Genomic DNA, 22,281 nt, shown 5'->3' with positions numbered 1-22,281 from the left:
GCTATTTCACCCCATCCGACATTGGCTGGCCGGGCTGGATCAGCCCGGCGGACATGATCAGCTTGGCGCCGTCCTCGACCGAGATCGACAATTCGACGATCTCGCGCCGCGGCAGATAGAAGAAGAAGCCGGTGGTCGGGTTCGGCGTGCAGGGCAGGAAGACGCCGATCTGCTCGTCGCCATCGGGCAGCTTGCCGGCGATCTCGGGCGCCGCCTCCTGGGCGATGAAGACGATCGACCACATGCCCGGCTGCGGGAACTGCACCATGCCGACCTTGCGGAACGAGGTGCCGGACTGCGAGAAGATCGTCTCGAAGATCTGCTTCACGCCCTTGTAGAGGCCGCGCACCACCGGCATCCGGTTGAGTATCGATTCGCCGGCGCCGATCAGCGAGCGCCCGACCAGGTTGGCGGCGAAGAAACCGATCACCGTCAGGCCGATCAGGGCGATGATCAGGCCGAAGCCGGGCAGCGGAAATGGCAAATGGTTTTCGGGCCAGAACTGGGCCGGCACCAGCGGCTTCACCATGCCGTCGACCAGGTTGATGAACCACCAGGTCACCGAGGCGGTGATGGCGAGCGGCGCTGCCAGCACAAGACCGGTCAGGAAATAGCGCCTGAGCCTGGTCCCGAAGGTTGGTCGCAACAGGTCGGGCTGGACGACGAGGCGCGGATCGGGCGTGCGGGCAGTCATAGGCGATCCGGGTCTCCGTCGCTCTTGCGGCCTGACCATATTGCGCCGCACTATCAGACGATAGCCGAGCGTACGGCGCTGGCTACCCCCCGATTCGTCGATGAGCCTCGTGTCCGAACCGTCCAGACCGCAGCGCCGCTGGCATCGGCCGCTCTATCTCGCCGCGGGCTGGCTTTGCACGGTCATGGGCATTATCGGGCTGATTCTGCCAGTGATGCCCGGCACCGTCTTCCTGATCGCAGCGGCGTGGTGCTTCTCGCGCTCCTCGCCGCGCTTCGAAAGCTGGCTGGTCAACCATCCCTGGCTCGGCCCGCAGGTCGTGCGCTGGCGGGAAACCGGCGCGATTGCCCGCAGGACGAAATATGTCGCCTGCGGCTCGATGCTGCTGAGCTTCGTCATCGTGGCGGCAACCGATGCGCCGCCGATCGCGCTCTGGCTGAGCGGCGCCGGCCTGATCGCGGCCGGCGCCTATGTCGCGAGCCGGCCGGAGCCGGAGGGCGACGAAATCACTCGACGGTGACCGACTTCGCCAGATTGCGCGGCTGGTCGACGTCCTTGCCCATGAAGACGGCCGTCTGATAGGCGATCATCTGGATCGGCACCGCATAGACGATCGGCGCGAACAGCGGGTCCATCTCCGGCATGATGATGGTCGCCTCCGGCACGATGCCGGCTTCGGCTGCCCCCTTGGCGTCGGTGATCAGGATGATCCGACCGCCGCGTGCCGCGACCTCCTGCATGTTTGAAGCCGTCTTCTCGAAGAGTGCATCGTGCGGGGCGATGACGATGACCGGCATGTCCTCGTCGATCAGCGCGATCGGACCATGCTTGAGCTCGCCCGCCGGATAACCTTCGGCGTGGATGTAGCTGATTTCCTTGAGCTTCAGCGCGCCTTCCAGGGCCAGCGGGAAGGCGGTGCCGCGGCCGAGATAGAGCACGTCACGCGCACGCGACAGCTTGCGGGCGAGCTTCTCGATCTCGGGCTCCAGCGTCAGCGCCTGTGCCATCAGGCCGGGCAGCGCGATCAGCTCCTGAACATAGCGCGCTTCCTGCTCGGCCGAGAGCGTGCCACGGGCGCGGGCGGCGGCGATGGCGAGCCCGGCGAGCGCGGTCAACTGGCAGGTGAAGGCCTTGGTCGAAGCGACGCCGATCTCCGGGCCGGCCAGCGTCGGGGCGACGACGTCGCTCTCGCGCGCGATCGTCGAGGTCGGCACGTTGACGACCGACATGATGTGCTGGCTTTCCTGGCGGGCATAGCGCAGGCAGGCAAGCGTGTCGGCGGTCTCGCCCGATTGGGAGACGAAGAGCGCGAGCCCGTTCGCAGGCAGAGGCGCCTCGCGATAGCGGAACTCCGAGGCGACATCGATCTCGACCGGCAGGCGGGCCAGCTTCTCGAACCAGTACTTGGCGGTCAGGCCGGCATAATAGGCGGTGCCGCAAGCCGAGACGGACAGGCGCGACAGGCTCTTCCAGTCGAATGGAGTCTCGAAGGGCAGCCGCGTCACGCCGTTCGCCATGTCGACATAATGTGTCAGCGTGTGGCCGACCACTTCCGGCTGCTCGTAGATCTCCTTGGCCATGAAGTGATGATGGTTGCCCTTCTCGACCAGGAAGGCGCCGGCCGCGACGCGCTGGGCACGGCGTTCGACCTGGCTCCCGTCGGCGTCGTAGAAGGTCGCGCCCTGGCGGTTCAGCACCACCCAGTCGCCCTCGTCGAGATAGGCGATCAGATTGGTGAAAGGCGCCAATGCCAGCGCGTCCGAGCCGAGATACATCTCGCCGTCGCCAATGCCGACCGCGAGCGGCGAGCCCTTGCGGGCGCCGATCAGCAGGTCTTCCTGGCCCTCGAACAGGAAGGCGAGCGCGAAAGCGCCACGCAGATGCGGCAGCGACGCTCCGACCGCCGCGACCGGATCCTTGCCGCGATCGAGCTCGCGGGTGACGAGATGGGCGATGACCTCGGTATCAGTTTCGCTGGCGAAGACGTGGCCGTCGGCCTCGAGTTCGGCCTTGAGCTCGCGGAAATTCTCGATGATGCCGTTGTGGACGACCGCGAGCTTCTCAGTCGCGTGCGGATGGGCATTGCTCTCGGTCGGCTTGCCATGCGTCGCCCAGCGCGTGTGGCCGATGCCGATCAGGCCCTCGAGCGGCTCGTTGGAGAGGCGCACTTCGAGATTCTTGAGCTTGCCTTCGGCGCGGCGGCGGCTGAGCCGGCCGCCTTCGAGCGTCGCGACGCCGGCTGAATCATAGCCGCGATATTCGAGCCGCCGCAGCGCCTCGACGACCTGGCCGGCGACAGCCTGCTTGCCGAGAATACCCACGATTCCGCACATGGATGTGCCTCATCCGTTGATGTCGATACGCATCGCCATAATCCGCGAACCGGCGAACGCGAAATCACGTTGAATGTCGAACTGTGAACGAAATGCCTTGCAAATCGCCTATTGCCGGGCTTTTCGGGCCTGGGCGGCGGCCTTGAAGGCCGAAGCCCAGCCCTCGCGCTCCATCTGCCGGCCGCGCGCCACGGCGAGCGCATCCGGCTTGACGTCGCGGGTGATGACCGAGCCCGAGCCGACATAGGCCCCCGCCCCGATCGTCACCGGCGCGACCAGCGCCGAATTGGAGCCGACGAAGGCGCCCTCGCCGATGATCGTTTTCGCTTTGAAGAAGCCATCATAGTTGCAGGTTATCGTGCCGGCGCCGATATTGGCGTTCGCGCCGATTTCAGCATCGCCGATATAGGTCAGGTGGTTGACCTTGGCTCCCTCGCCGATCGCGGCGGCCTTGATCTCGACGAAGTTGCCGACCCGGGCTCCCTTCGCCAGCTCGGCACCCGGCCGCAGCCGCGCATAGGGGCCGATCGAGACGCTTTGGCCGACGCTCGCCCCGTCCAGATGCGAGAAGGCGTGGATGACAGCGTTGTCGGCGACCTTGACGCCGGGGCCGAAGACGACGTTGGGCTCGATCAGGACGTCGCGGCCGATCTGCGTGTCATGACTGAAGAACACGGTCTCGGGCGCGATCAGCGTGGCGCCTGACAGCATCACCTCCAGCCGCTTGCGGCGCTGGAAATCGGCTTCGACGGCCGCGAGCTGGGCCCGATCGTTGACCCCCTGCACCTCGGCCTCGGGCGCGACCCGGGCGACCGCCTTCAGCCCTTGTGCGCGTGCCACCGCGACGGCATCGGTCAGGTAATATTCGTTCTGCGCATTGGCGCAGCCGATCGCATCGAGGATGGCGAGCGCCTTGCCGCCATCGAGCGCCATCAGCCCGGCATTGCAGAGGGTAATCGCGCGCGTCGCCTCGTCGGCATCCTTGTGCTCGACGATTGCGTGCAGCGCGCCATCCTGCGTGACGAAACGTCCATAGCCGGCTGGATCTTTCGCCTCGAAGCCGAGCGCGGCGACGCCGACACCGCCATGCAGCGCCTTGCGCAGCTCGACGAAGGTCTCGGGCCGCACCAGCGGCGTATCGGCGAAGGCGACCAGGATATCGTCATGCTTGGCCGCCAGGCTTTCACGAGCCGCCAGCACCGCATGCGCCGTCCCTTTGCGCTCGGTCTGGACGAAGACCGCGGCATGCGGCGCGTGCTTCCTGACCTCGGCCGCAACGTCCGGCCGGTCGGGGCCGATCACCACGGCGAGCGCGTCGGCGCCGGCAGCCGTCACGGCCGTCAGGACGTGGCCGAGCAGCGAGCGGCCGGCCACCTCGTGCAGCACCTTCGGCCGTGCCGATTTCATCCGGGTTCCCTCGCCCGCAGCCAGCACGATGGCGAGACAGGTCCGGGCGGGCTGCATTTCCGTCATGATCGTCCTGTCACATGCTCTTTAACGAGGAAGCGCGGCCACGACCGGCCGTCGTCGCGGGCGCAGGCGAATGCCGCACCGGCGGTGGATAGCCGATTGCGAGCGGATTTGGCAAAGACCAGCGGACGATGCGCCCAGACGCCGGCCCCTGACGAGCCATTTGGCACGGCTTCGGTTTCAGCATGGCATTCCTGCATGCAAGGCGCTCCTTTTTTCGCCTTTGGCCTTGCACCGCGCTTTTCAGCCCCGCGCGAAATGCTCTAGAAGCGCAAGTCGGCAGAGCTTTGCCGGCCCAAGTTGGATATCATGTCGAAATCCTTGAATCGCCGTCGATTTTTGAGCCTCGCAGCAACCGGCGCCATCGCGCAGCGGTTTGCCGTCGGCACTGCGGCGGCGCAGGCCCCGACGACATGGGCCGGGCTGGTGCAATCGGTCATAGCCGAAGGACAACGCTTCGATCCCGCGCTCGTCGTCGAAGCCGCGCGCGTGCTCTCGCGCCGGCCGATGGTGCCATTGGTCGCGACCGACCTGCCGGAAGGCTACGCCACCCTGCCCTATGACCAGTATGTCGGCATCAGGGCGCAACCCTCGGGCATGATCTGGGCTGGCGAGAATCGCGGCTTCACCGTCGAGCCGCTGCACCGCGGCTATGTCTTCTCGTCGCCCGTCAGCCTGTTCACGGTCGAGGACGAGGTGGTCAGGCGGGTCGCCTTCGACCCCGGCAAGTTCACTTACGGCCGCGTGACGCCTCCATCGTCAGGAGCCGATCTGCAGTTCTCGGGCTTCCGCGTCTCGGCCGGTCTGGAGCGCCCCTATGAACTCGCGCTGTTCCAGGGCGCGACCTTCTTTCGTTCGCTGGCTCGCGGCCAGAATTTCGGGGCGCTGGCCCGCGCCCTGATCCTGCGGCCGGGCGAGACGCGCGGCGAGGAGATTCCGTTCTTCCGCGCCTATTGGATCGAGCGGCCCAGCCCCGCCGCCGGCGTGCTGATCATCCACGCGCTGCTCGATTCCGAGAGCGTCACCGGCGCGGTTCGCATGACGTTGCGCCCCGGCGACGTCACCTTCATCGATGTCGAGATGACCCTTTTCGCCCGGGCCAATCTCGACCATGTCGGCTTCGGCTGCGTCATGGGCACCTATCTCTCCGGGCCGCAGAGCCGGCGCGGCTTCGACGATCTGCGCCCGGCGGTCCACGAGGTCTCCGGCGTGCAGATGCTCACCGGCAACGGCGAATGGATCTACCGGCCGGTCAGCAACCCCGCCAATCTGCAGGTGTCGTCCTTCCAGGATTCCAATCCGCGCGGCTTCGGCCTGGTTCAGCGCGAGCGCGACCCCAACGCCTTCGTCGACGACGACCAGCGCTTCGAGCTGCGGCCCAGTGTCTGGATGGAGCCGCTCGGCGACTGGGGCCCAGGCTCGGTCCAGCTGATCGAGATCCCCAGCGAATCCGAGCTCAACGACAACATCATCACCTATTGGCGCCCACGCCAGCCGATCGCCGCCGGCAGCGAGACGACGGTTGCCTATCGGCAGGCCTGGTGCTGGCAGCCGCCTGAGCGCCCGCCGCTCGCCACCGCGACGCGCATCCGGCAAGGCCGCGGCTCGCAGGCGCGCCGGCGCCGCTTCCTCGTCGATTTCACCGGCGACAGACTCGGCGACGCCGCCCTTGTCGCCGCCATCCGCGCCAATGTGACGGCAACGCCGGGCTCCATCCAGAATCTGCGGCTCTGGCCCTATCCGGAGCGGCGCACCATGCGCGTCGCCTTCGAGGTAGACCCCGGCAGCGAGACGCTCTCGGAACTTCGCCTCGTGCTCGACGCCGGCGGCCAGCCGGTTTCGGAAACCCTGCTCAATCGGTGGACCTGGTGACTGTGGACCTAGCTGCCCGCCCGGCCGAGATCGAGGTCGCGACCGGCTATCCCGCCCCGGTCGAGGCGACGCCGCCCGAGAGCCGGCTGGAGATGCCGGTGCAGTCCTTCCGCAGCTGGAATGCTTCGGAGGGGCGCAACCCGGCCGTGCCGCAAGCCTGGCGGACACCCTGGCTCGCCCGGATCTTCGTTTTCGGCGTCGCCTGGGCGCTGACCGCCTACGGCGCCTGGGAGATGTACCATGTCGTGTCGGTCAGCCGCACGACCTTCCTGCAGTACGTGCTGCTCGTCCTCTTCACGGTGAACTTCTCCTGGATCGCGCTTGCTTTCACCAGCGCGATCCTCGGCTTCTGCGCGCTGCTCTTCCGGCTGGTGAAGAGCCCGCGCGCCGAGACGCTGGCGCAGAAGACCGTCGTGGTCATGCCGATCTACAATGAATCGACGGCGCGGACCTTCGCCGCGGTGGCGGCGATCCGCGAGTCGATCGAGGCGACGGGCCTGGGCGCCCATTTCGACTATTTCATCGTCTCCGACACCACCAACCCCGACATCTGGGTGGCGGAGGAACGCGCCTTCCTGGCCCTGCGCCAGCGGCTCGGGCCGGATGCGCGCATCTACTATCGCCACCGGCCGAAGAACCATCACCGCAAGGCGGGCAACATCGCCGATTTCGTCACGCGCTGGGGTGGCCACTATGAGCACATGGTCGTGCTCGACGCCGACAGCCTGATGACCGGCACCTGCATCGTGCGCCTCGCCGCGGCGATGGAGGCCGATCCCGATGCCGGCATCATCCAGTCGCTGCCGCTGATCATCAACCGCAACACCTTCTTCGCGCGGCTGCAGCAGTTCGCGGCGCGGGTCTACGGCCCGGTGATCGCGACGGGTCTGGCGATCTGGTCCGGCCGCGACGGCAATTACTGGGGCCACAACGCGATCATCCGGACGAAGGCCTTCGCCGATCATTGTGGCCTGCCCGACCTCAAGGGCAAGCCGCCCTTCGGCGGCCATGTCCTCAGCCACGACTTCGTCGAGGCGGCGCTGATCCGGCGCGCCGGCTGGTCGGTCTACATGCTGCCCGACCTGACGGGCTCCTATGAGGAGAGCCCGCCCTCGCTGATCGACATCGCGACTCGCGACCGGCGCTGGTGCCAGGGCAATCTCCAGCATTCGCGCATCATCGGCGCCAGAGGCCTGAAGCTCTCGACCCGCCAGCATTTCGCCACCGGCATGATGGCCTATCTCGCCTCGCCCTTCTGGCTGATGCAGCTCGTGGTCGGCATCCTGATCGTGCTGCAGGTCAACTACGCCAGGCCCGAATATTTCACCGAGGAATTCAGGCTCTTCCCGGTCTGGCCGCGCTTCGACCCCGAGCGCGCGCTCAACCTGTTCGGGCTGACCATGGCGATCCTCCTGGCGCCGAAGCTGTTCGGCCTCCTGCTGACGCTGTTCGACGGCAAGCTCCGGCGCGCCTGCGGCGGCGGCATCCGGCTCATCCTCTCGGCGCTGCTGGAGATCCTGTTCTCGGCCTTCTTCGCGCCGATCATGATGGTGATCCAGTCCGGCTCGGTCTTCCAGATTCTGGTCGGCCGCGACACCGGCTGGAATCCGCAGCGCCGCGACGACGGCTCGATCCCGCTCAAGGACATTGTCCGCCGGCACCGCGCCCATACGCTGCTCGGTCTCGTCGCCGGCCTGTCGGCCTTCATGATCGCGACCTCGCTCTTCGCCTGGATGTCGCCGACGATCGTCGGCTTGCTGCTGGCGATCCCGCTCTCCTGGGCCTCGGGCAACCTCGCCCTCGGCCTCTGGCTGAAGCGGCGCGGGCTCTTGATGACACCGGAGGAAGGCGACCCGCCGGCGATCGCCTCGCGGGCCAACGCGCTCCAGGCAGAATTCTCGCAGGCCGGCTTCGACGATGCCGACGGGCTTTCTACCCTCCACGCCGATCCGATGCTGCGCGCGACCCACGAGGCCATGCTGCCCCAAGTCCAGCCGCGCCGTCGCGGTGAGATCGAGCCCGACCGCGCCGTGGCGCAAGCCAAGCTGATCGATGCCGAGACGATCGCCGACGCGGTGATCTGGCTGAAGCCGAAGGAACGCATGGTCGTGCTGCACGACCGCGCCTTGCTCGGCCTGCTGGCCAATCTGCCCGAAGGGCCGGCCCATGCCGGCGCCGAGGCGGCCGGGCGTTAGGAAACGCGGCCTCGCTGCGAAATCGCGACCGGCTTCCTGCTCGCTCCAGAGAGCTGTCCTTCGTTTGAAGGACTACGAGCCTGATCGGCTCACGCATTCTCCTTGCCATTCCAGCAAGGAGACTGTCATGCAGCGCCGCCAATTTCTTCTGGGTCTGATCGGTGCCGTCGCCGGCGGGGCAACGCTTGCCGCCCTGCCGTCCGCAGCAACGGCAGCCGGCCCGCTCGATCTCGACCGCGCCCTGGCGCAGGCTTCCGATGTCGAGGCCGACTACACGCTGCTGGTCGGGCGGCTGACGCATCGCCGGCGAGCCGGCGGCTGGTGGCGCATGCGCGTCGCCAGAGCGCGCGCCTGGGGTCGCAGGGGGCGGCCGGGCCGGCGCTGATTGCAGCAAGCGCCCCGGCGCTCAACCCATCTCGAACTGGATGGCGCAGCCGAAAGCGGCCTGCGCCGGCACGATGATGCGTGCGCCATCCATGCGATGCGCGACACCGCGCTCGACGAGCCGCGACCGAATCGGCTCGAGCTCGGGCACCGCGACAGCAAAGCCGGCAAAGCGGGCCTGTTCCTGCCGGCTCTCGCCGTCGAGCCTCGCCGCGGCCGCCTGCGGCGTCAGCACCTCCAGGCGCCCGCGCGGCAGCGTTAGCTGCAGGCCCGCTTCCGGCGTGGCGAAGCTCTCGGCGCCGGAGAAGGCGTTGAGGAAAACGGCCTGCGCGGCTGGCTGCCGTGCCACCAGGAACACGGCAGACAGCCCGCTCGCGCCGTTCTCGTGCTGCTGGAATGCCGGGTTCCAGAAATTCTGCGGCTCGTGCTGCTGGCAGACGAAGAAGCCGCATTCGGGTGCCTTCTGATTCTCGGCGAAGGCGAGCGAGAAGGCGACGCGGACCTCGCTGCCATCCGGCCGGCGCGCCTGCCGTTCGAAGAAGAACGGCTCGAAATCGCCGACGCCCGCAGCGCGGAAGCCATTGGCGTCGCCCGTCGAATCGCGGCTCTCCAGCACCAGCATCGACATGCCCTCGCCGCGCGCCAGCGCATCGCGCACGAAGGCGCCGAAGGAGAAATGCCGAGGTGCATGCGGCGGAATCTGCGAGGCGTCGCCAACGGTGATCAATTCGAGGAAGGCGCCGGGGAACTGGACGATCCGGTTCTCGGTCCCCCAGGGATGGCGGTTGCGCGCGCCGACGCGGAATCCGAGATCGGCATAGAAGGCTCCGGCCGCATCGAGATCGGCGACGCCGATGACGAGATGGTCGAGACCGCGGGCCTTGGTCGTTTCAGGCATGGGCAAACCGTAGGCTTTGGGCGCTACGGCTCGATGAAGTGCGGCACGAAGCGCGAGGTGTTCTTGGTGATCGGAGTCGTATCCTCTCGGACCCCGAGCCCGCAAGGCTGCGAGGCGACCAGCCAGGAGCCGAGCACCGGATAATTGCCGTCGAAATTCGGCAGCATCGCGGTCGCCTGCAGGATGAAGCCCTCGGCGCCGTACGGACCGTCATCGCTGTCGCGCACCGCTCCGCCCTCGATGAGCGTCACATTGGCGCCCTCGCGCGAATAGAGTGGCTTGCGGACGTGGCTCGAGCCGAGCTCGGCACAGCGCGGATCGCCCTCGAAATAGGCCGGCAGCAGATTGGGATGGCCGGGCGCCATCTCCCAGAGATAAGGCAAGAGGCCCTTGCTGGAGATCAGCGCCTTCCAGGGCGGTTCGACGAACTGGCAGCGCGAGCCGGCGAGCCCTGAGGCGTACTGCTCCCGGAACAGCCACTCCCAGGGATAGAGCTTGAACAGCATCTCGATCGGCAGACTGGCACCGTCGCAGAAGCGCCCATCGGCGAGCAGGCCGATCTCCTCGATGAAGGTGAAACGGGTATCGATTCCGGCCTGGCCGGCGCAATCGATCAGATAATCGACCGTGCCCTTGTCCTCGGAGCTCCCCTGCACGCAGGTGAAGTGCATGCGCTCCGGCTTCGGATTACGCAGCCCGCCGAAGGCGGCGATCAGGCGTTCGTGCAGTGAGTTGAATTGATCCGAGCCGCGCGAGATCACCCCGCGCGCCATCGCCTGCTCCAGCCAATCCCATTGCACCACGGCAGCCTCAAACAGCGAGGTCGGCGTGTCGGCATTGTATTCGAGCAGCTTGGCCGGACCCTTGCCATCATAGGCAAGATCGAGCCGGCCATAGAGATTGCGGTCGCCGCGCTGCCAGCTGTCGCGGATCAGGCCCCATTGCGCCTCGGGGATCGCGAGCCGGCGCAGGATCTCCTCGTCCTTGAGGGCGCGCTCGACGAAGGCGAAGCAGAGCCCCTCGATCTCGCTGGTCGGCGCCTCGATGTCCTCCTCGATCTCCTTCAGCGAGAAGGCATAGGCGACGCTTTCGTCCCAATAGGTCTCGCCGTCGAGGGTGTGATAGGCGAAGCCGAGGCGCTCGACCTCTGCCTGCCAGTCCTTGCGGGGTGCTACGCGAAGCCGCTGCATCGGTCAGGACGACGAGAACGAGGAAAACGAACGCGAGCTCGAGCCGAAGCCGCCGCGGGAGGCGACGCTCGGTGTGCTCGCCATCCCGGTCGACGAGATGTTGCGCGCCACCATCGCCTGGCCGGAGGTCGTCGTATAGGCGCGCGAGCGGCTGCTGCTGCCGCCATAGTAGCCGCCACTGGACGATGAGGATGAGGAGCTCCGGGCGGGCTGCTCGCATTCCGGCCGGCCGGATCCGGGCTGGCGGGTACCTGGCGGGCAGGCCGCGCTGGTCGGCGGCAATAATGGCTGGGCCGCTCCGCCGCCGGACATGAACTGCCGCGCCAGCATGATGCCCGCCAGGGCCGGGATGAAGACCTGGGCATTGTTCCAGACTGCGCTCTGGCAGCCGCTGGCGCCGTATTCCTGCTCGCAGGAGGCGCTGCTGGTGAATTTCTTGGCGTCGCGCAGATGGTTGGCGGAGGCCTCGTTGAAGCGTTGCTCGCACTGGCTGGAACCGAGCAGGTTGGCAGCCCGGCACTCGGAGAGATTGCTGTAGACTAGCGAATCGTCGGTCTCGCCGCCGGAGAGCGACCAGTAGGTCGCGACAAGCACCACGCCAGCCGCAGCGAGCCCGATCTGGGTCGAGCGCTTCATCGCCGCCTCCTACAAGCTCATGCTGGCGGCAGCGAGCGTGCCGCTGATCACGGCGATCACCGCCAGCATCGCCGCCGAGGGAATCCGATCCTCCTCGATCTTGCGCGAGAGGTCCGGGATGACGAGCCGGGCAAAGCCATAGGCGCCGAACTGGACGACCATGGCGATCACGGCCCAGATCACCAGGTCGGGAATGCTCGCCGCCTGCTCGATCGCCGTCTCCAGCGGCACCGAGAAGCCTATGAGATTGCCGCCGAAGGCGATCGCGGCGGAGAGGTTGCCGCCCCGGATCAGCGCGATCTCGTCATGGGCGGTGAGCCGCATGTAGACGGCTGCAAAGCCGGCGATCAGCGCGAAGCCAACGCAGAAATAAAGGATGAACGCCGGTAACCCGGCCATCGAGATCGTCATGCTGCAGCCCCTTGCATGCGATGATGCTCAAGCAGGTCACTATACGTCAGCGGCGGCGCTGCGCCAGACTGTCGCGGATTGTGCAATGGGCGCGCGGGCGACGTCACGGAGAGACTCCATGAAGGAAAGACATGCCCGATGCTCTTGCGGGGCTCTGAGCCTGATCTGCCGCGGTGAGCCGGCGCTCGTCTCGCTCTGCCATTGCCGGGAATGCCAGCGCCGCACCGGCAGCACCTACGGCATCGCCGCCTTCTTTCCGCGCTCGGAGGTCGAGATCAGCGGGCAAGCGACAGCTTATCGCCGGCAAGCGGACAGTGGCTTCGAAGTCACGCAGCACTTCTGCCCGCGCTGCGGCAGCACGATCTATTGGGAGCCTCTGCGCAAGCCCGAGATGATCGCGGTCGCGGTCGGCGCCTTCGCCGACCCGGATTTTCCGGCGCCCGGCAAGCAGGTCTACACCCAGCACCGCCACCCTTGGGTCGCGGTGCCGGTCGAGTAGAGCATTTTCAAGCGAAGTGGGTACCGGTTCGCCTGAAGAAAATGCGAGAGAGCAAGAGATAAAGGATCAGACCAGGCGGCTCTGCACCACCGCCGCCTCGACGAAGCTGGCGAAGAGCGGATGCGGCTCGAACGGCCGCGACTTCAGCTCGGGGTGGTACTGCACGCCGATGAACCAGGGATGGTCGGGGTACTCGACCGTCTCCGGCAGCAGCCCGTCGGGAGAGACGCCGCTGAAGCGCAGGCCCTTGGCCTCGAGCATCTCGCGATAGCCCATATTGACCTCGTAGCGGTGGCGATGCCGCTCGGAGATCTCGGTCGAGCCATAGATCTTGGCGATCTTGGTGTCCTCAGACAGCTTCGACTGGTAGGCGCCCAGCCGCATCGTGCCGCCGAGATCGCCGCCCGAGAAGCGCTGCTCCAGCTCGTTGCCACGCATCCACTCGGTCATCAGGCCGACGACGGGCTGCTCGGTCGGGCCGAACTCGGTCGAGTTGGCGTCCTTGACGCCGGCGAGCGAGCGCGCCGCCTCGATCACCGCCATCTGCATGCCGAAGCAGATGCCGAAATACGGCACCTTGCGCTGCCGGGCGAAGCTCGCCGCCTTGATCTTGCCCTCGGCGCCGCGATGGCCAAAGCCGCCGGGGACGAGGATGCCATGGACATGTTCGAGGAAGGGCGCCGGGTCTTCCTTCTCGAACACCTCGGATTCGATCCAGTCGAGGTTGACCTTGACCCGGTTGGCGATGCCGCCATGGGTCAGCGCCTCGATCAGCGACTTATAGGCGTCCTTCATCCCGGTGTACTTGCCGACGATGGCGATAGTGACCTCGCCTTCCGGGTTCTTGATCCGCTCCGAGATGCGCCGCCAGTTGCTGATGTCGGGGGCGGTCTTGTCGTCCAGGCCGAAGGCGGCCAGCACCTCGGTGTCGAGCCCCTCGGCATGGTAGGACAGCGGCACGTCGTAGATCGAGGCGACGTCACGGGCCTCGATCACTGCAGTCTCGCGGACATTGCAGAACAGCGCGAGCTTGCGCCGCTCCTCGACCGGGATCTCGCGGTCGGTGCGGCAGAGCAGGATGTCAGGCTGGATGCCGATCGAGCGCAGCTCGGCGACCGAGTGCTGGGTCGGCTTGGTCTTCAGCTCGCCCGCGGTCGGGATGTAGGGCAGCAGCGTCAGGTGCACGAAGATGCACTGGCCGCGCGGCAATTGCTGGCTGATCTGGCGGATCGATTCGAGGAAGGGCAGGCTCTCGATGTCGCCGACCGTGCCGCCGATCTCGACCAGCACGAAGTCGTAGCCGTCATTGCCCGAGAGGACGAATTCCTTGATGGCGTTGGTGACGTGCGGGATCACCTGGATGGTGGCGCCGAGATAGTCGCCTCGACGCTCGCGCGTCAGGATGTCCATGTAGATCCGGCCGGTGGTGATGTTGTCGCCCTTGTTGCAGGGCCGGCCGGTGAAGCGCTCGTAATGGCCTAGGTCGAGATCGGTCTCGGCGCCGTCGTCGGTGACGAAGACCTCGCCATGCTGATACGGGCTCATCGTGCCCGGATCGACATTGAGATAGGGGTCGAGCTTGCGCAAGCGGACCTTATGGCCACGCGCCTGCAGGAGAGCAGCCAGGGCCGCCGCCGCCAGGCCTTTGCCGAGCGAGGACACCACGCCGCCGGTGATGAAAACATACCGCGTCATGGGAGGTCACCTTTAACGCCTGGAGTTCGATTCGCTAAGCACATCGATGCAGGTCGTTCCTGCGCCTTGCGCTTGTCCACAAAAGAGAAGGGCCGGTTTCCCGGCCCCTGCCCTTGTCTCGTTCCGGTCACCGCGTCGGTGTTCCCGGCTGCGGCGGCTGTGAACCGCCTTGGTTCTGCATCTGCCGGAGCTGGTCGAGCACCCCGCCGGCATTCGGCGCGGAAGGCCCGCTCGGAGCTGCCGGGGCGGTCGTGCCGGCCGGCGCCGGGGCGCCGTCGATGATCGAGCGCTGCGTGCGGCCATGCGTCGCCATCACCGCGAGCGCGATCGAGGTGATGAAGAACAGGCCGGCGAGGATCGCCGTGGCGCGGGTCAGCGCATTGGCCTGGCCGCGGCCGGTCATGAAGCCGCCGACGCCGCCTCCGCCGCCCGAGCCCATGCCGAGGCCACCGCCTTCGGAGCGCTGCAGCAGCACCACGCCGACCAGCGCGATCACGATCAACAGGTGAATGACGATGAGAACGTTCTGCATGGCTCACGAAATGGGTATGGCGCGGGCGCCTGCCAAGATGGCGGCATCCTGCGGATCGGCGCTGCCCATAGCATGGGCTTCCCGCCCATGCCACCTGCGATTTTGATGTCCTTGTTTGATATCCTTGGGAGATCAGGCGCAGGCGCGCGCGATCGCCAGGAAATCCTCGGCCTTGAGGCTGGCGCCACCGACGAGCGCACCGTCGACATTGGCGACGTTCATCAGCTCGGCCGCATTGCTGGGCTTGACCGAACCGCCATAGAGCAGCCGGACACCGGCAGCTGCGGCCTTGCCGAGGAGGCGCCCGAGCTCAGCCCGGATCGCCTCATGCACCTCGGCGACGTCGGCCGCGGTCGGCGTCAGGCCGGTGCCGATCGCCCAGACCGGCTCATAGGCGACGACCAGCGAGGCCGCCGTCGCGCCATCCGGCACCGAGCCGCGCAGCTGCTTCTTCACGATCGCCAGCGCCTTGCCGGCCTCGCGCTCGTCCCTGGTCTCGCCGACGCAGACGATCGGTGTCAGCCCCGCCGCCAGCGCCGCCTCGGCCTTGGCCTTCACCGTCGCATTGCTCTCGCCGTGCAAGGTACGACGCTCGGAATGCCCGACGATCGCATAGCTCGCGCCGGCATCGACCAGCATCGGCGCAGAAATCTCGCCGGTATAGGCACCGCTCGCATGGGCGCTGCAATCCTGCCCGCCGGTCGCGATGCCCGAGCCGATCAGCGCTGCCGTCAGCGTGAACAGCAGGGTCGTGGGCGGGCAGATGGCGAGGTCTACGGCTCGCCGCAGCGCGGCGTCGTGGCCCTTGGCGACCTCGGCTGCGATGGCAAGGTCGGCCTTCAGCCCGTTCATCTTCCAGTTGCCCGCCACCAGCGGCTTGATCGTTCGCGTCACGGCTGCTCTCCAAATCTTGTCCCTTGCGCTCTAGCAACGCCGTCACATGATCGCAATCGAGGCCAGTCGCAGCGATTGCCGGAAGGCGCCGCTCTTCCTATAAGCGGCGCGCAGCGGCACGGCCGCGAGAGAATTGGGAAGACCGGACCATGATGATGCAGGGCCTGCGCAAGGCGGGACAGAGCCTGATCGGCAGGATCGTCGTCGCGATCATGTTCGGCTTCCTGATCATCTCCTTCGCGGTCTGGGGCATCGGCGACATCTTCCGCGGCTATGGCCGCAACGCCGTCGCCGTCGTCGGCAAGACCGAAATCGGCCTCGAGCAGGTGCGCACGGCCTATCAGAACGAGATCCAGCAATTGCAGCGCCAGCAGCGCCGCCAGATCGGCCCAGATCTCGCCCGGGCGCTCGGCCTCGACCAGCGCGTGATCTCGCGCCTCGTCACCGACGCGACGCTGGACCAGACGGCTCAGAAGATGGGTCTTGCCGTCTCCGACGAGACCGTGCGCAACATCCTCTTCACCGATCCGAACATGAAGAACGCTGCCGGCCAGTTCGATCCGGCCCGCTTCAACGAGCTGCTGCGCGCGATCGGCATGAACGAGCAGCAATTCGTGCGCGAGCAGCGCGCCGTGACGATGCGCCAGGAAATTGCCGAGATGGTCGTCGGCGCGGTCACGGCCCCGGTCGCCCTGCAGGAGCTCGGTCATCGCCTGCGCCATGAGCAGCGCGAGATCGCCTACATCACCCTGCCCGACAGCGCCGCGGGCGAGATCGCCGCGCCGAGCGACGAGGTGCTGCGCAAGTATTTCGACGAGCGCAAGGCCGCCTTCCGCGCACCCGAATACCGCACCGCCAATGTGCTCGTCCTGACGGCCGCCAGCCTCGCAGACCCGAGCAAGGTCAGCGATGCCGACGCCCGTGCCCGCTACGAGCAGGTGAAGACCCAGCGCTTCGGCTCGGCCGAGCGCCGCACCGTCCAGCAGATCGGCTTCCCCTCCATGGAGGAGGCAAAGGCCGCCAAGGCGAAGATCGACGCCGGCGAGACCTTCGAGGCGATCGGCGCCGGCCGCAACGTCGCCGAGGCCGATCTGACGCTCGGCACCTTCACCCGCGAGGGCCTGTTCGATCCGGCCGTGCGCGACGCTGCCTTCGCCTTGGCGCAGGGAGCGGTCAGCGAGCCCGTACAAGGCAGCTTCGGCGTCGTTCTGCTGCGCGTCCCGGCCATCGAGGCTGCCCGGCTCAAGAGCTTCGAGGAGGTCGCCGACGAGGTCCGCCGCGATGTCGCGACGAGCCGCGCCGCCGAGCAGTTGACCGATCTGCACGACAAGGTCGAGGACCAGCGCGCCTCGGCCAGGCCGCTGCCGGAGATCGCCAAGGAATTCAATCTCGCCTTGCGCAATTTCGGCCCGGCCGATGCCAGCCTCGGCAAGCCCGACGGCACGCAGGAGCTCTCCCTCCCCGGCGGCGATACGACGCTGCAGGCGCTGTTCCGCTCGGATATCGGCGTCGACAACGAAGCCGTGCGCCTACCCAACAATGGCGGCTATGTCTGGTTCGACGTGACCAAGATCGACCCACCGCGCGAGCGCGGCTTCGACGAGGTCAAGGCCGAGGCCGAGAAGCAATGGCGTTCCGACGAGATCGCCTCGCGCCTTTCGGCTCAGGCCCGCGAGATCGTGCAGAAGCTCGACGCCGGCGAGAAGCTCGACGCAATCGCCTTCGCGCAGGGGCTCGCCTTCGAGGACGCGACGCTCGGCCGCCAGGACCAGAGCGACGCCCTGCCGCGCAATGTCGTCTCGCTGGTCTTCGGCACGCCGGCCGGCAAGGCTGGCTCGGCTGCGGTCGAGAACACCGGCCGCGTCGTCTTCCAGGTCAAGGCTGCGACGGTCAGCCCCTATGCCCGCACCACAGAGGATGCCGAGAACTTCGTAAAGCTGCTGACGTCGAGCATCAGCGAGGATCTTCTCGCCCAATATGTCGGCAAGCTGCAGAACGATCTCGGCGTCCAGGTCAACCAGGCGGCGCTGCGCAACGCCACCGGCGGCCAGAACTGAAGCAGGACGCATGGATCCGGCAGCCGATTTCGCCCGCTTCGCCGCCGCCTACGCGGCCGGCGAGCCGCAATTGCTGACGCTGTCGCTGGTCGGCGATTGCGAGACACCGGTCGCCGCCTTCCTGAAGCTGCGCCATGCCTATAAGGGGCCGGCCTTCCTGCTCGAATCGGTCGAGGGCGGCGCCGTGCGCGGCCGCTACTCGATGATCGGGCTCGATCCGGACCTGATCTGGCGCTGCCATCGCGGCCAGGCCTCGCTCCGCCGGCTGGTACAGGACGAGGACTTTGTCCCCGATCCGCGCCCGGCCTTCGACTCGCTGCGCGCCTTGCTCGCCGAGAGCGCCATCCCCGATCGCGACGGCCTGCCGCCGATGGCGGCGGGCGTCTTCGGCTATCTCGGCTACGACATGGTACGCCTGATGGAGCGCCTGCCGGAGCCGAAGGCGACAGGCCCCGGCGTGCCCGACGCCATCCTGACGCGGCCGACGCTGATGGTGGTGTTCGATTCGATCCGTGACGAGATCACGGTGGTGACGCCGGTGCGGCCGCAGGCGAACGTCCCCGCCCGCGCCGCCCACGAGCGGGCGCAAGAACGGCTCGAGGCGGTAGTGCGGGCCCTCGAAGGCCCCCTCCCCGACGAGGCCGGCATCGACATCGCGGCGATCCCCCACCCGGAATCGACCTCGAACACCAGCGAGGCCGAATTCCACGCCATGGTCGCGACGGCGCAGGAATATGTCCGCGCCGGTGACATCTTTCAGGTCGTGCTGTCGCAGCGCTTTGAAGCGCCGTTCGAACTGCCGCCCTTCGCGCTCTACCGTGCCCTGCGGCGGGTCAACCCGGCGCCCTTCCTCTGCTATCTCGATTTCGAGGCCTTCCAGATCGTCTGCTCCAGCCCGGAGATCCTAGTCCGGCTGCGCGACGGCAAGGTCACCATCCGCCCGATCGCCGGTACCCGGCCCCGCGGGGCGACGCCCGCCGCCGACGAAGCCCTCGCCGACGAGCTGCTGGCCGACCCCAAGGAACGGGCCGAGCATCTGATGCTGCTCGATCTCGGCCGCAATGATGTCGGCCGGGTCGCCGAGATCGGCAGCGTCAACGTCACCGATTCCTTCTTCATCGAGCGCTACAGCCAGGTGATGCACATCGTCTCGAACGTCGAGGGACGCATCTCCGGCAAGCACGATGCGCTCTCGGCCCTCGCCGCCGGCTTCCCGGCCGGCACCGTCTCCGGCGCGCCGAAGGTGCGAGCCATGGAGATCATCGACGAGCTCGAGAAGGACGGGCGCGGCGCCTATGGCGGCTGCATCGGCTATTTCGGCGCCAATGGCGAGATGGACACCTGCATCGTCCTGCGCACCGCGGTCGTCCAGAACGGCCGCATGCAGGTCCAGGCCGGCGCCGGCATCGTCTACGATTCGAATCCGGCCTCCGAGCAGCTCGAATGCATCAACAAGGCCAAAGCCCTGTTCAAGGCGGCCGAGGAAGCCGTGCGCTTCGCCGCGCGCAGCCGGCGGGGGCAGTGATCGCGGCGCGCTTTTTCGCATGCGCAACTCCCGGAGGCGCATGCGGCCTGCTCACTTGCGCGCCACGTTTTCGCCCGCGCATATTGCCGGTAGTCGAGAGCGCCACTCCCTAGCCCTTGGGTTGCTTCGGACGGCCACTCAGCAATCAGAACCGACCCTGCCCGCTGGCACGAATGCCTGAAGCGGAAAGACAGGGCTCGGTGACAAATGGAGAGGAAACCATGCGTTTGCGCGCAACCATGATCAGCAGCGGTATCGCTCTGGCGCTTCTGGCCGGCACGGCCGCCTTCGCGCAGCAGGCCCAGAAGGTGACGGTCGCCGTCACCGCCATCGTCGAGCACCCGGCGCTCGATGCCGCCCGCGACGGCGTCAAGAAGGCACTGGAGGAGGCCGGCTACAAGGACGGTACGAACCTGACCTTCCGCTATGAATCGGCCCAGGGCTCGCCGGCGACGGCAGCGCAGATCGCCCAGAAATTCGCCGGCGAGAACCCGAATGTGATCGTTGCGATCGCCACCCCCTCCGCCCAGGCGATGGTCACGGCGACGCAGACGATCCCGGTGGTCTTCACCGCCGTGACCGACCCGGTCGCCGCCCAGATCGTCAAGGACAAGCAGGCGCCGGGCGGCAACGTCACCGGCATCTCCGACTTCTCGCCGCTGGAGGCCCAGTTCGACCTGATCAAGGAGCTGGTGCCTTCGGCCAAGAAGATCGGCGTCGTCTTCAACCCCGGCGAGGCCAACAGCGTCGCGCTGCTCAACGCCGTCAAGGCGCTGGCTCCAGCCCGCAGCCTGCAGATCGTCGAGGCTTCGGCCGGCCGCACCGCCGATGTCTCGGCTGCCGCGCAGAGCCTGGTCGGCAAGGTCGATGCGATCTATCTGCCGACCGACAACACCATCATCTCGGCGCTCGGCACCGTGCTGGCTGTCGGCACCGACAACAAGCTGCCGGTCTTCACCGGCGACACCGAGTCGGTCCAGAAGGGCTCGGTCGCCTCGATCGGCTTCGACTATTTCCAGGTCGGCGTCGAAACCGGCGCGGTGGTCGTGCGCGTCCTCAAGGGCGAGAAGCCCGGCACCATCCCGGTCAAGAACGCCAGCGGCAGCAACCTCGTCCTCAACGCCAAGGCCGCTGCCGCCATGGGCGTGACGATCCCGGCCGCCGTGCAGGCTCGTGCCAAGCAGGTGATCAACTGATCTGAAAACGCGGCGGCGTCCCCGCGCCGCCGCGTCCGGCCGCCTACCCTTTCCAGAACAGAACTAGCAGGGCGACCGATGAGTCTCATCGCTACCCTGGGCGCCATCGAGATCGGACTGGTGTTCGCTCTGGTGGCGCTCGGCGTCTACATCACCTTCCGCGTCCTCGACTTTCCCGACCTGACGGTCGACGGCACCTTGCCGCTCGGCGCCGCCGTCGCGGCGGCGATGATCGCCGGCGGGGTCAATCCGGTGCTCGCGACGCTGGCGGCGATCGTCGCCGGCTGCCTCGCCGGCACGGTCACCGCCTGGCTCAACATCCGCTTTTCGATCCTGCATCTGCTCGCCGGCATCCTGACGATGACGGCGCTGTTCTCGATCAATCTGCGGGTGATGGGCGTGCCCAACATCCCCCTGATGAACCGGCCGACGGTGATCGACTTCTTCACCTGGCTGAACCCGCTGATCGCCGCCGCTGGACTGCCCGCCCGCCCGACCCTGCGTGTGCTCGCGCTGCTGATCATCGTCACCGTGATCGCCGCTTTGCTCGCCCGCTTCCTCAAGACCGAATTCGGCCTCGCCATGCGCGCCACCGGCGCCAATCCGCGCATGGCCCGCGCGCAAGGCATCCGCACCGACATGTACATCTATGTCGGCGTCGCCCTCTCGAACGGCCTCGTCGCCTTGGCGGGCGCCCTGTTCGCGCAGACGGCGGGCTTCGCCGATGTCAGCATCGGCACCGGCACGATCATCGCCGGCCTCGCCGCCGTCATCCTCGGCGAGACGATCTTCCGCACGAAATCGATCGTCGTCGCGGTGTTCTCCTGCTTGATCGGCGCCATCGCTTACCGCCTTGCCATCGCGCTGGCCCTGAACGCCGGCTGGCTCGGCCTGCGCGCCTCCGACCTCAACCTGGTCACGGCGGTGCTGGTCGGCATCGCCCTGATGCTGCCCGGCGTCGCCAATCCGCTGCGCAGCCTGTTCAAGCGGAGCGCGCCATGATCAGCGTCCGGGATGTCCATGTCACCTTCGGGCGCGGAACGCCGCTGGAAAACCGGGCGCTGCGCGGTCTCGATCTCTCCGTGCCCGATGGCGAGTTCATCACGGTCATCGGCTCGAACGGCGCCGGCAAGTCGACATTGCTCAACGTCCTCAGCGGCGATGCCCGGGCCGAACGCGGCACCGTCGAGGTCGACGGCATCGACGTGACGCGCTGGCCGACACCCAAGCGCGCCGGCCTGATCGCCCGCGTCTTCCAGGATCCGATGGCCGGCACCTGCGAACGCCTGACGATCGAGGAGAACATGGCGCTGGCCCAGGCGCGCGGCCGCGCCCGCGGCCTCGGCGCGGCGCTCGACCGCCCGCGCCGCGCCCTGTTCCGCGACAAACTGGCGGTACTCGGCCTCGGCCTGGAGAATCGCCTCGGCGATTCGATGGGCCTGCTGTCCGGCGGGCAGCGCCAGGCCGTCAGCCTGCTGATGTCGACGCTGGCGGGAACCAAGACTTTGCTGCTCGACGAGCACACCGCCGCGCTCGACCCGCGCACCGCCGCCTTCGTGCTCGACCTGACCCGGCGCATCGTCGACGAGCAGAAGCTGACCGCGCTGATGGTCACCCATTCGATGCGTGACGCGCTCGACCATGGCAGCCGCACCGTGATGCTGCACGAGGGCAAGGTCGTCTTCGACATCGCCGGTGAGCGCCGCAAGGCGATGGACGTGCCGGACCTGCTGCGCCTGTTCAAGCAGGTCCGCGGCGAGGAGCTCTCGGACGACAGTCTGCTGCTGAGTTGAGGCTTCA

Annotated in this window: 20 protein-coding genes; 10 read left to right on the top strand and 10 right to left on the bottom strand. The window is 67.3% G+C overall.

The genetic code is table 11. From position 1 onward, the window contains the following. Position 1: 1 nt before the first annotated feature. Positions 2-694: a DUF502 domain-containing protein gene (locus tag VGV58_RS08775; protein ID WP_326873634.1), complete on the bottom strand. Its 693-nt coding sequence runs from the start codon at positions 692-694 to the stop codon at positions 2-4. Between the two features lie 100 nt (positions 695-794). Between VGV58_RS08775 and VGV58_RS08770 the strand changes: the two genes are divergently transcribed. Beyond that, complete coding sequence (locus VGV58_RS08770) at positions 795-1,214, top strand: YbaN family protein (RefSeq protein WP_326873633.1); 420 nt, start codon at positions 795-797, stop codon at positions 1,212-1,214. On the opposite strand, the gene glmS is transcribed toward VGV58_RS08770, so the two are convergent. Both glmS and glmU read right to left on the bottom strand, forming a co-directional pair. Then, positions 1,201-3,027 carry a glutamine--fructose-6-phosphate transaminase (isomerizing) gene (gene glmS / locus VGV58_RS08765; RefSeq protein WP_326873632.1) on the bottom strand — a complete coding sequence of 609 codons (1,827 nt, stop codon included), beginning with the start codon at positions 3,025-3,027 and terminating at the stop codon, positions 1,201-1,203. The genes VGV58_RS08770 and glmS overlap by 14 nt on opposite strands. Positions 3,028-3,135: 108 nt before the next feature. After that, positions 3,136-4,491: a bifunctional UDP-N-acetylglucosamine diphosphorylase/glucosamine-1-phosphate N-acetyltransferase GlmU gene (gene glmU, locus VGV58_RS08760; RefSeq protein WP_326874112.1), complete on the bottom strand. Its 1,356-nt coding sequence runs from the start codon at positions 4,489-4,491 to the stop codon at positions 3,136-3,138. 345 nt (positions 4,492-4,836) lie between these two features. Here glmU and VGV58_RS08755 point away from each other — a divergent pair, with 345 nt between their 5' ends. From VGV58_RS08755 to VGV58_RS08745, 3 genes are all read left to right on the top strand, one after another. Further along, complete coding sequence (locus VGV58_RS08755) at positions 4,837-6,369, top strand: OpgD/OpgG family glucan biosynthesis protein (protein WP_326873631.1); 1,533 nt, start codon at positions 4,837-4,839, stop codon at positions 6,367-6,369. A gap of 92 nt (positions 6,370-6,461) precedes the next feature. After that, entirely contained in the window at positions 6,462-8,564 is a 2,103-nt protein-coding gene (mdoH, locus tag VGV58_RS08750; protein ID WP_414643938.1) for a glucans biosynthesis glucosyltransferase MdoH, read from the top strand. 127 nt (positions 8,565-8,691) lie between these two features. Continuing rightward, positions 8,692-8,949 carry a hypothetical protein gene (locus VGV58_RS08745; protein WP_326873630.1) on the top strand — a complete coding sequence of 86 codons (258 nt, stop codon included), beginning with the start codon at positions 8,692-8,694 and terminating at the stop codon, positions 8,947-8,949. Positions 8,950-8,970: 21 nt separating this feature from the next. Here VGV58_RS08745 and VGV58_RS08740 read toward each other — a convergent pair whose 3' ends face one another. The 4 genes from VGV58_RS08740 to VGV58_RS08725 are packed head-to-tail and all read right to left on the bottom strand — an operon-like array spanning position 8,971 to position 12,083. Then, the gene (locus VGV58_RS08740) at positions 8,971-9,846 is read right to left on the bottom strand and encodes a VOC family protein (protein WP_326873629.1); all 876 of its coding nucleotides are present in this window, start codon (positions 9,844-9,846) and stop codon (positions 8,971-8,973) included. Between the two features lie 23 nt (positions 9,847-9,869). Next, a complete protein-coding gene (locus tag VGV58_RS08735; RefSeq protein ID WP_326873628.1) occupies positions 9,870-11,036 on the bottom strand; it encodes a glutathionylspermidine synthase family protein in 1,167 nt (388 codons plus the stop codon). A gap of 3 nt (positions 11,037-11,039) precedes the next feature. After that, the gene (locus VGV58_RS08730; protein ID WP_326873627.1) at positions 11,040-11,672 is read right to left on the bottom strand and encodes a DUF1190 domain-containing protein; all 633 of its coding nucleotides are present in this window, start codon (positions 11,670-11,672) and stop codon (positions 11,040-11,042) included. Positions 11,673-11,681: 9 nt separating this feature from the next. After that, positions 11,682-12,083 (bottom strand): DUF350 domain-containing protein, encoded by a 402-nt coding sequence (locus tag VGV58_RS08725; protein WP_326873626.1) that lies wholly within the window; start codon positions 12,081-12,083, stop codon positions 11,682-11,684. A 118-nt stretch (positions 12,084-12,201) separates the two neighbouring features. On the opposite strand from VGV58_RS08725, the gene VGV58_RS08720 reads away from it, so the two are divergent. Beyond that, the gene (locus VGV58_RS08720) at positions 12,202-12,582 is read left to right on the top strand and encodes a GFA family protein (protein ID WP_326873625.1); all 381 of its coding nucleotides are present in this window, start codon (positions 12,202-12,204) and stop codon (positions 12,580-12,582) included. A gap of 66 nt (positions 12,583-12,648) precedes the next feature. On the opposite strand, the gene VGV58_RS08715 is transcribed toward VGV58_RS08720, so the two are convergent. From VGV58_RS08715 to tpiA, 3 genes are all read right to left on the bottom strand, one after another. Continuing rightward, positions 12,649-14,277 carry a CTP synthase gene (locus VGV58_RS08715; RefSeq protein ID WP_326873624.1) on the bottom strand — a complete coding sequence of 543 codons (1,629 nt, stop codon included), beginning with the start codon at positions 14,275-14,277 and terminating at the stop codon, positions 12,649-12,651. Positions 14,278-14,404: 127 nt separating this feature from the next. Continuing rightward, positions 14,405-14,809 carry a preprotein translocase subunit SecG gene (secG, locus tag VGV58_RS08710; RefSeq protein WP_091828792.1) on the bottom strand — a complete coding sequence of 135 codons (405 nt, stop codon included), beginning with the start codon at positions 14,807-14,809 and terminating at the stop codon, positions 14,405-14,407. A gap of 132 nt (positions 14,810-14,941) precedes the next feature. Further along, positions 14,942-15,703 carry a triose-phosphate isomerase gene (tpiA, locus tag VGV58_RS08705; protein ID WP_326873623.1) on the bottom strand — a complete coding sequence of 254 codons (762 nt, stop codon included), beginning with the start codon at positions 15,701-15,703 and terminating at the stop codon, positions 14,942-14,944. Between the two features lie 149 nt (positions 15,704-15,852). Between tpiA and VGV58_RS08700 the strand changes: the two genes are divergently transcribed. The 5 genes from VGV58_RS08700 (at position 15,853) to VGV58_RS08680 (ending at position 22,274) form a co-directional block, all read left to right on the top strand. Beyond that, positions 15,853-17,760 carry a peptidylprolyl isomerase gene (locus VGV58_RS08700; protein ID WP_326873622.1) on the top strand — a complete coding sequence of 636 codons (1,908 nt, stop codon included), beginning with the start codon at positions 15,853-15,855 and terminating at the stop codon, positions 17,758-17,760. A gap of 10 nt (positions 17,761-17,770) precedes the next feature. Beyond that, positions 17,771-19,285: an anthranilate synthase component I gene (gene trpE / locus VGV58_RS08695; protein WP_326873621.1), complete on the top strand. Its 1,515-nt coding sequence runs from the start codon at positions 17,771-17,773 to the stop codon at positions 19,283-19,285. 221 nt (positions 19,286-19,506) lie between these two features. Further along, complete coding sequence (locus VGV58_RS08690) at positions 19,507-20,481, top strand: ABC transporter substrate-binding protein (RefSeq protein WP_326873620.1); 975 nt, start codon at positions 19,507-19,509, stop codon at positions 20,479-20,481. Between the two features lie 78 nt (positions 20,482-20,559). Beyond that, positions 20,560-21,483, top strand: a complete 924-nt coding sequence (locus VGV58_RS08685) for an ABC transporter permease (RefSeq protein WP_326873619.1) — start codon at positions 20,560-20,562, stop codon at positions 21,481-21,483. Then, entirely contained in the window at positions 21,480-22,274 is a 795-nt protein-coding gene (locus VGV58_RS08680) for an ABC transporter ATP-binding protein (RefSeq protein ID WP_326873618.1), read from the top strand. Before VGV58_RS08685 ends, VGV58_RS08680 begins: the two co-directional genes overlap by 4 nt. The last annotated feature ends 7 nt before the right edge of the window (positions 22,275-22,281 follow it).

The organism is Allobosea sp. (assembly GCF_035944895.1).
Classification (GTDB): domain Bacteria; phylum Pseudomonadota; class Alphaproteobacteria; order Rhizobiales; family Beijerinckiaceae; genus Allobosea.
Note: the sequence above shows the minus strand (reverse complement) of the source record. Positions and strands in the feature narration are given on the sequence as shown.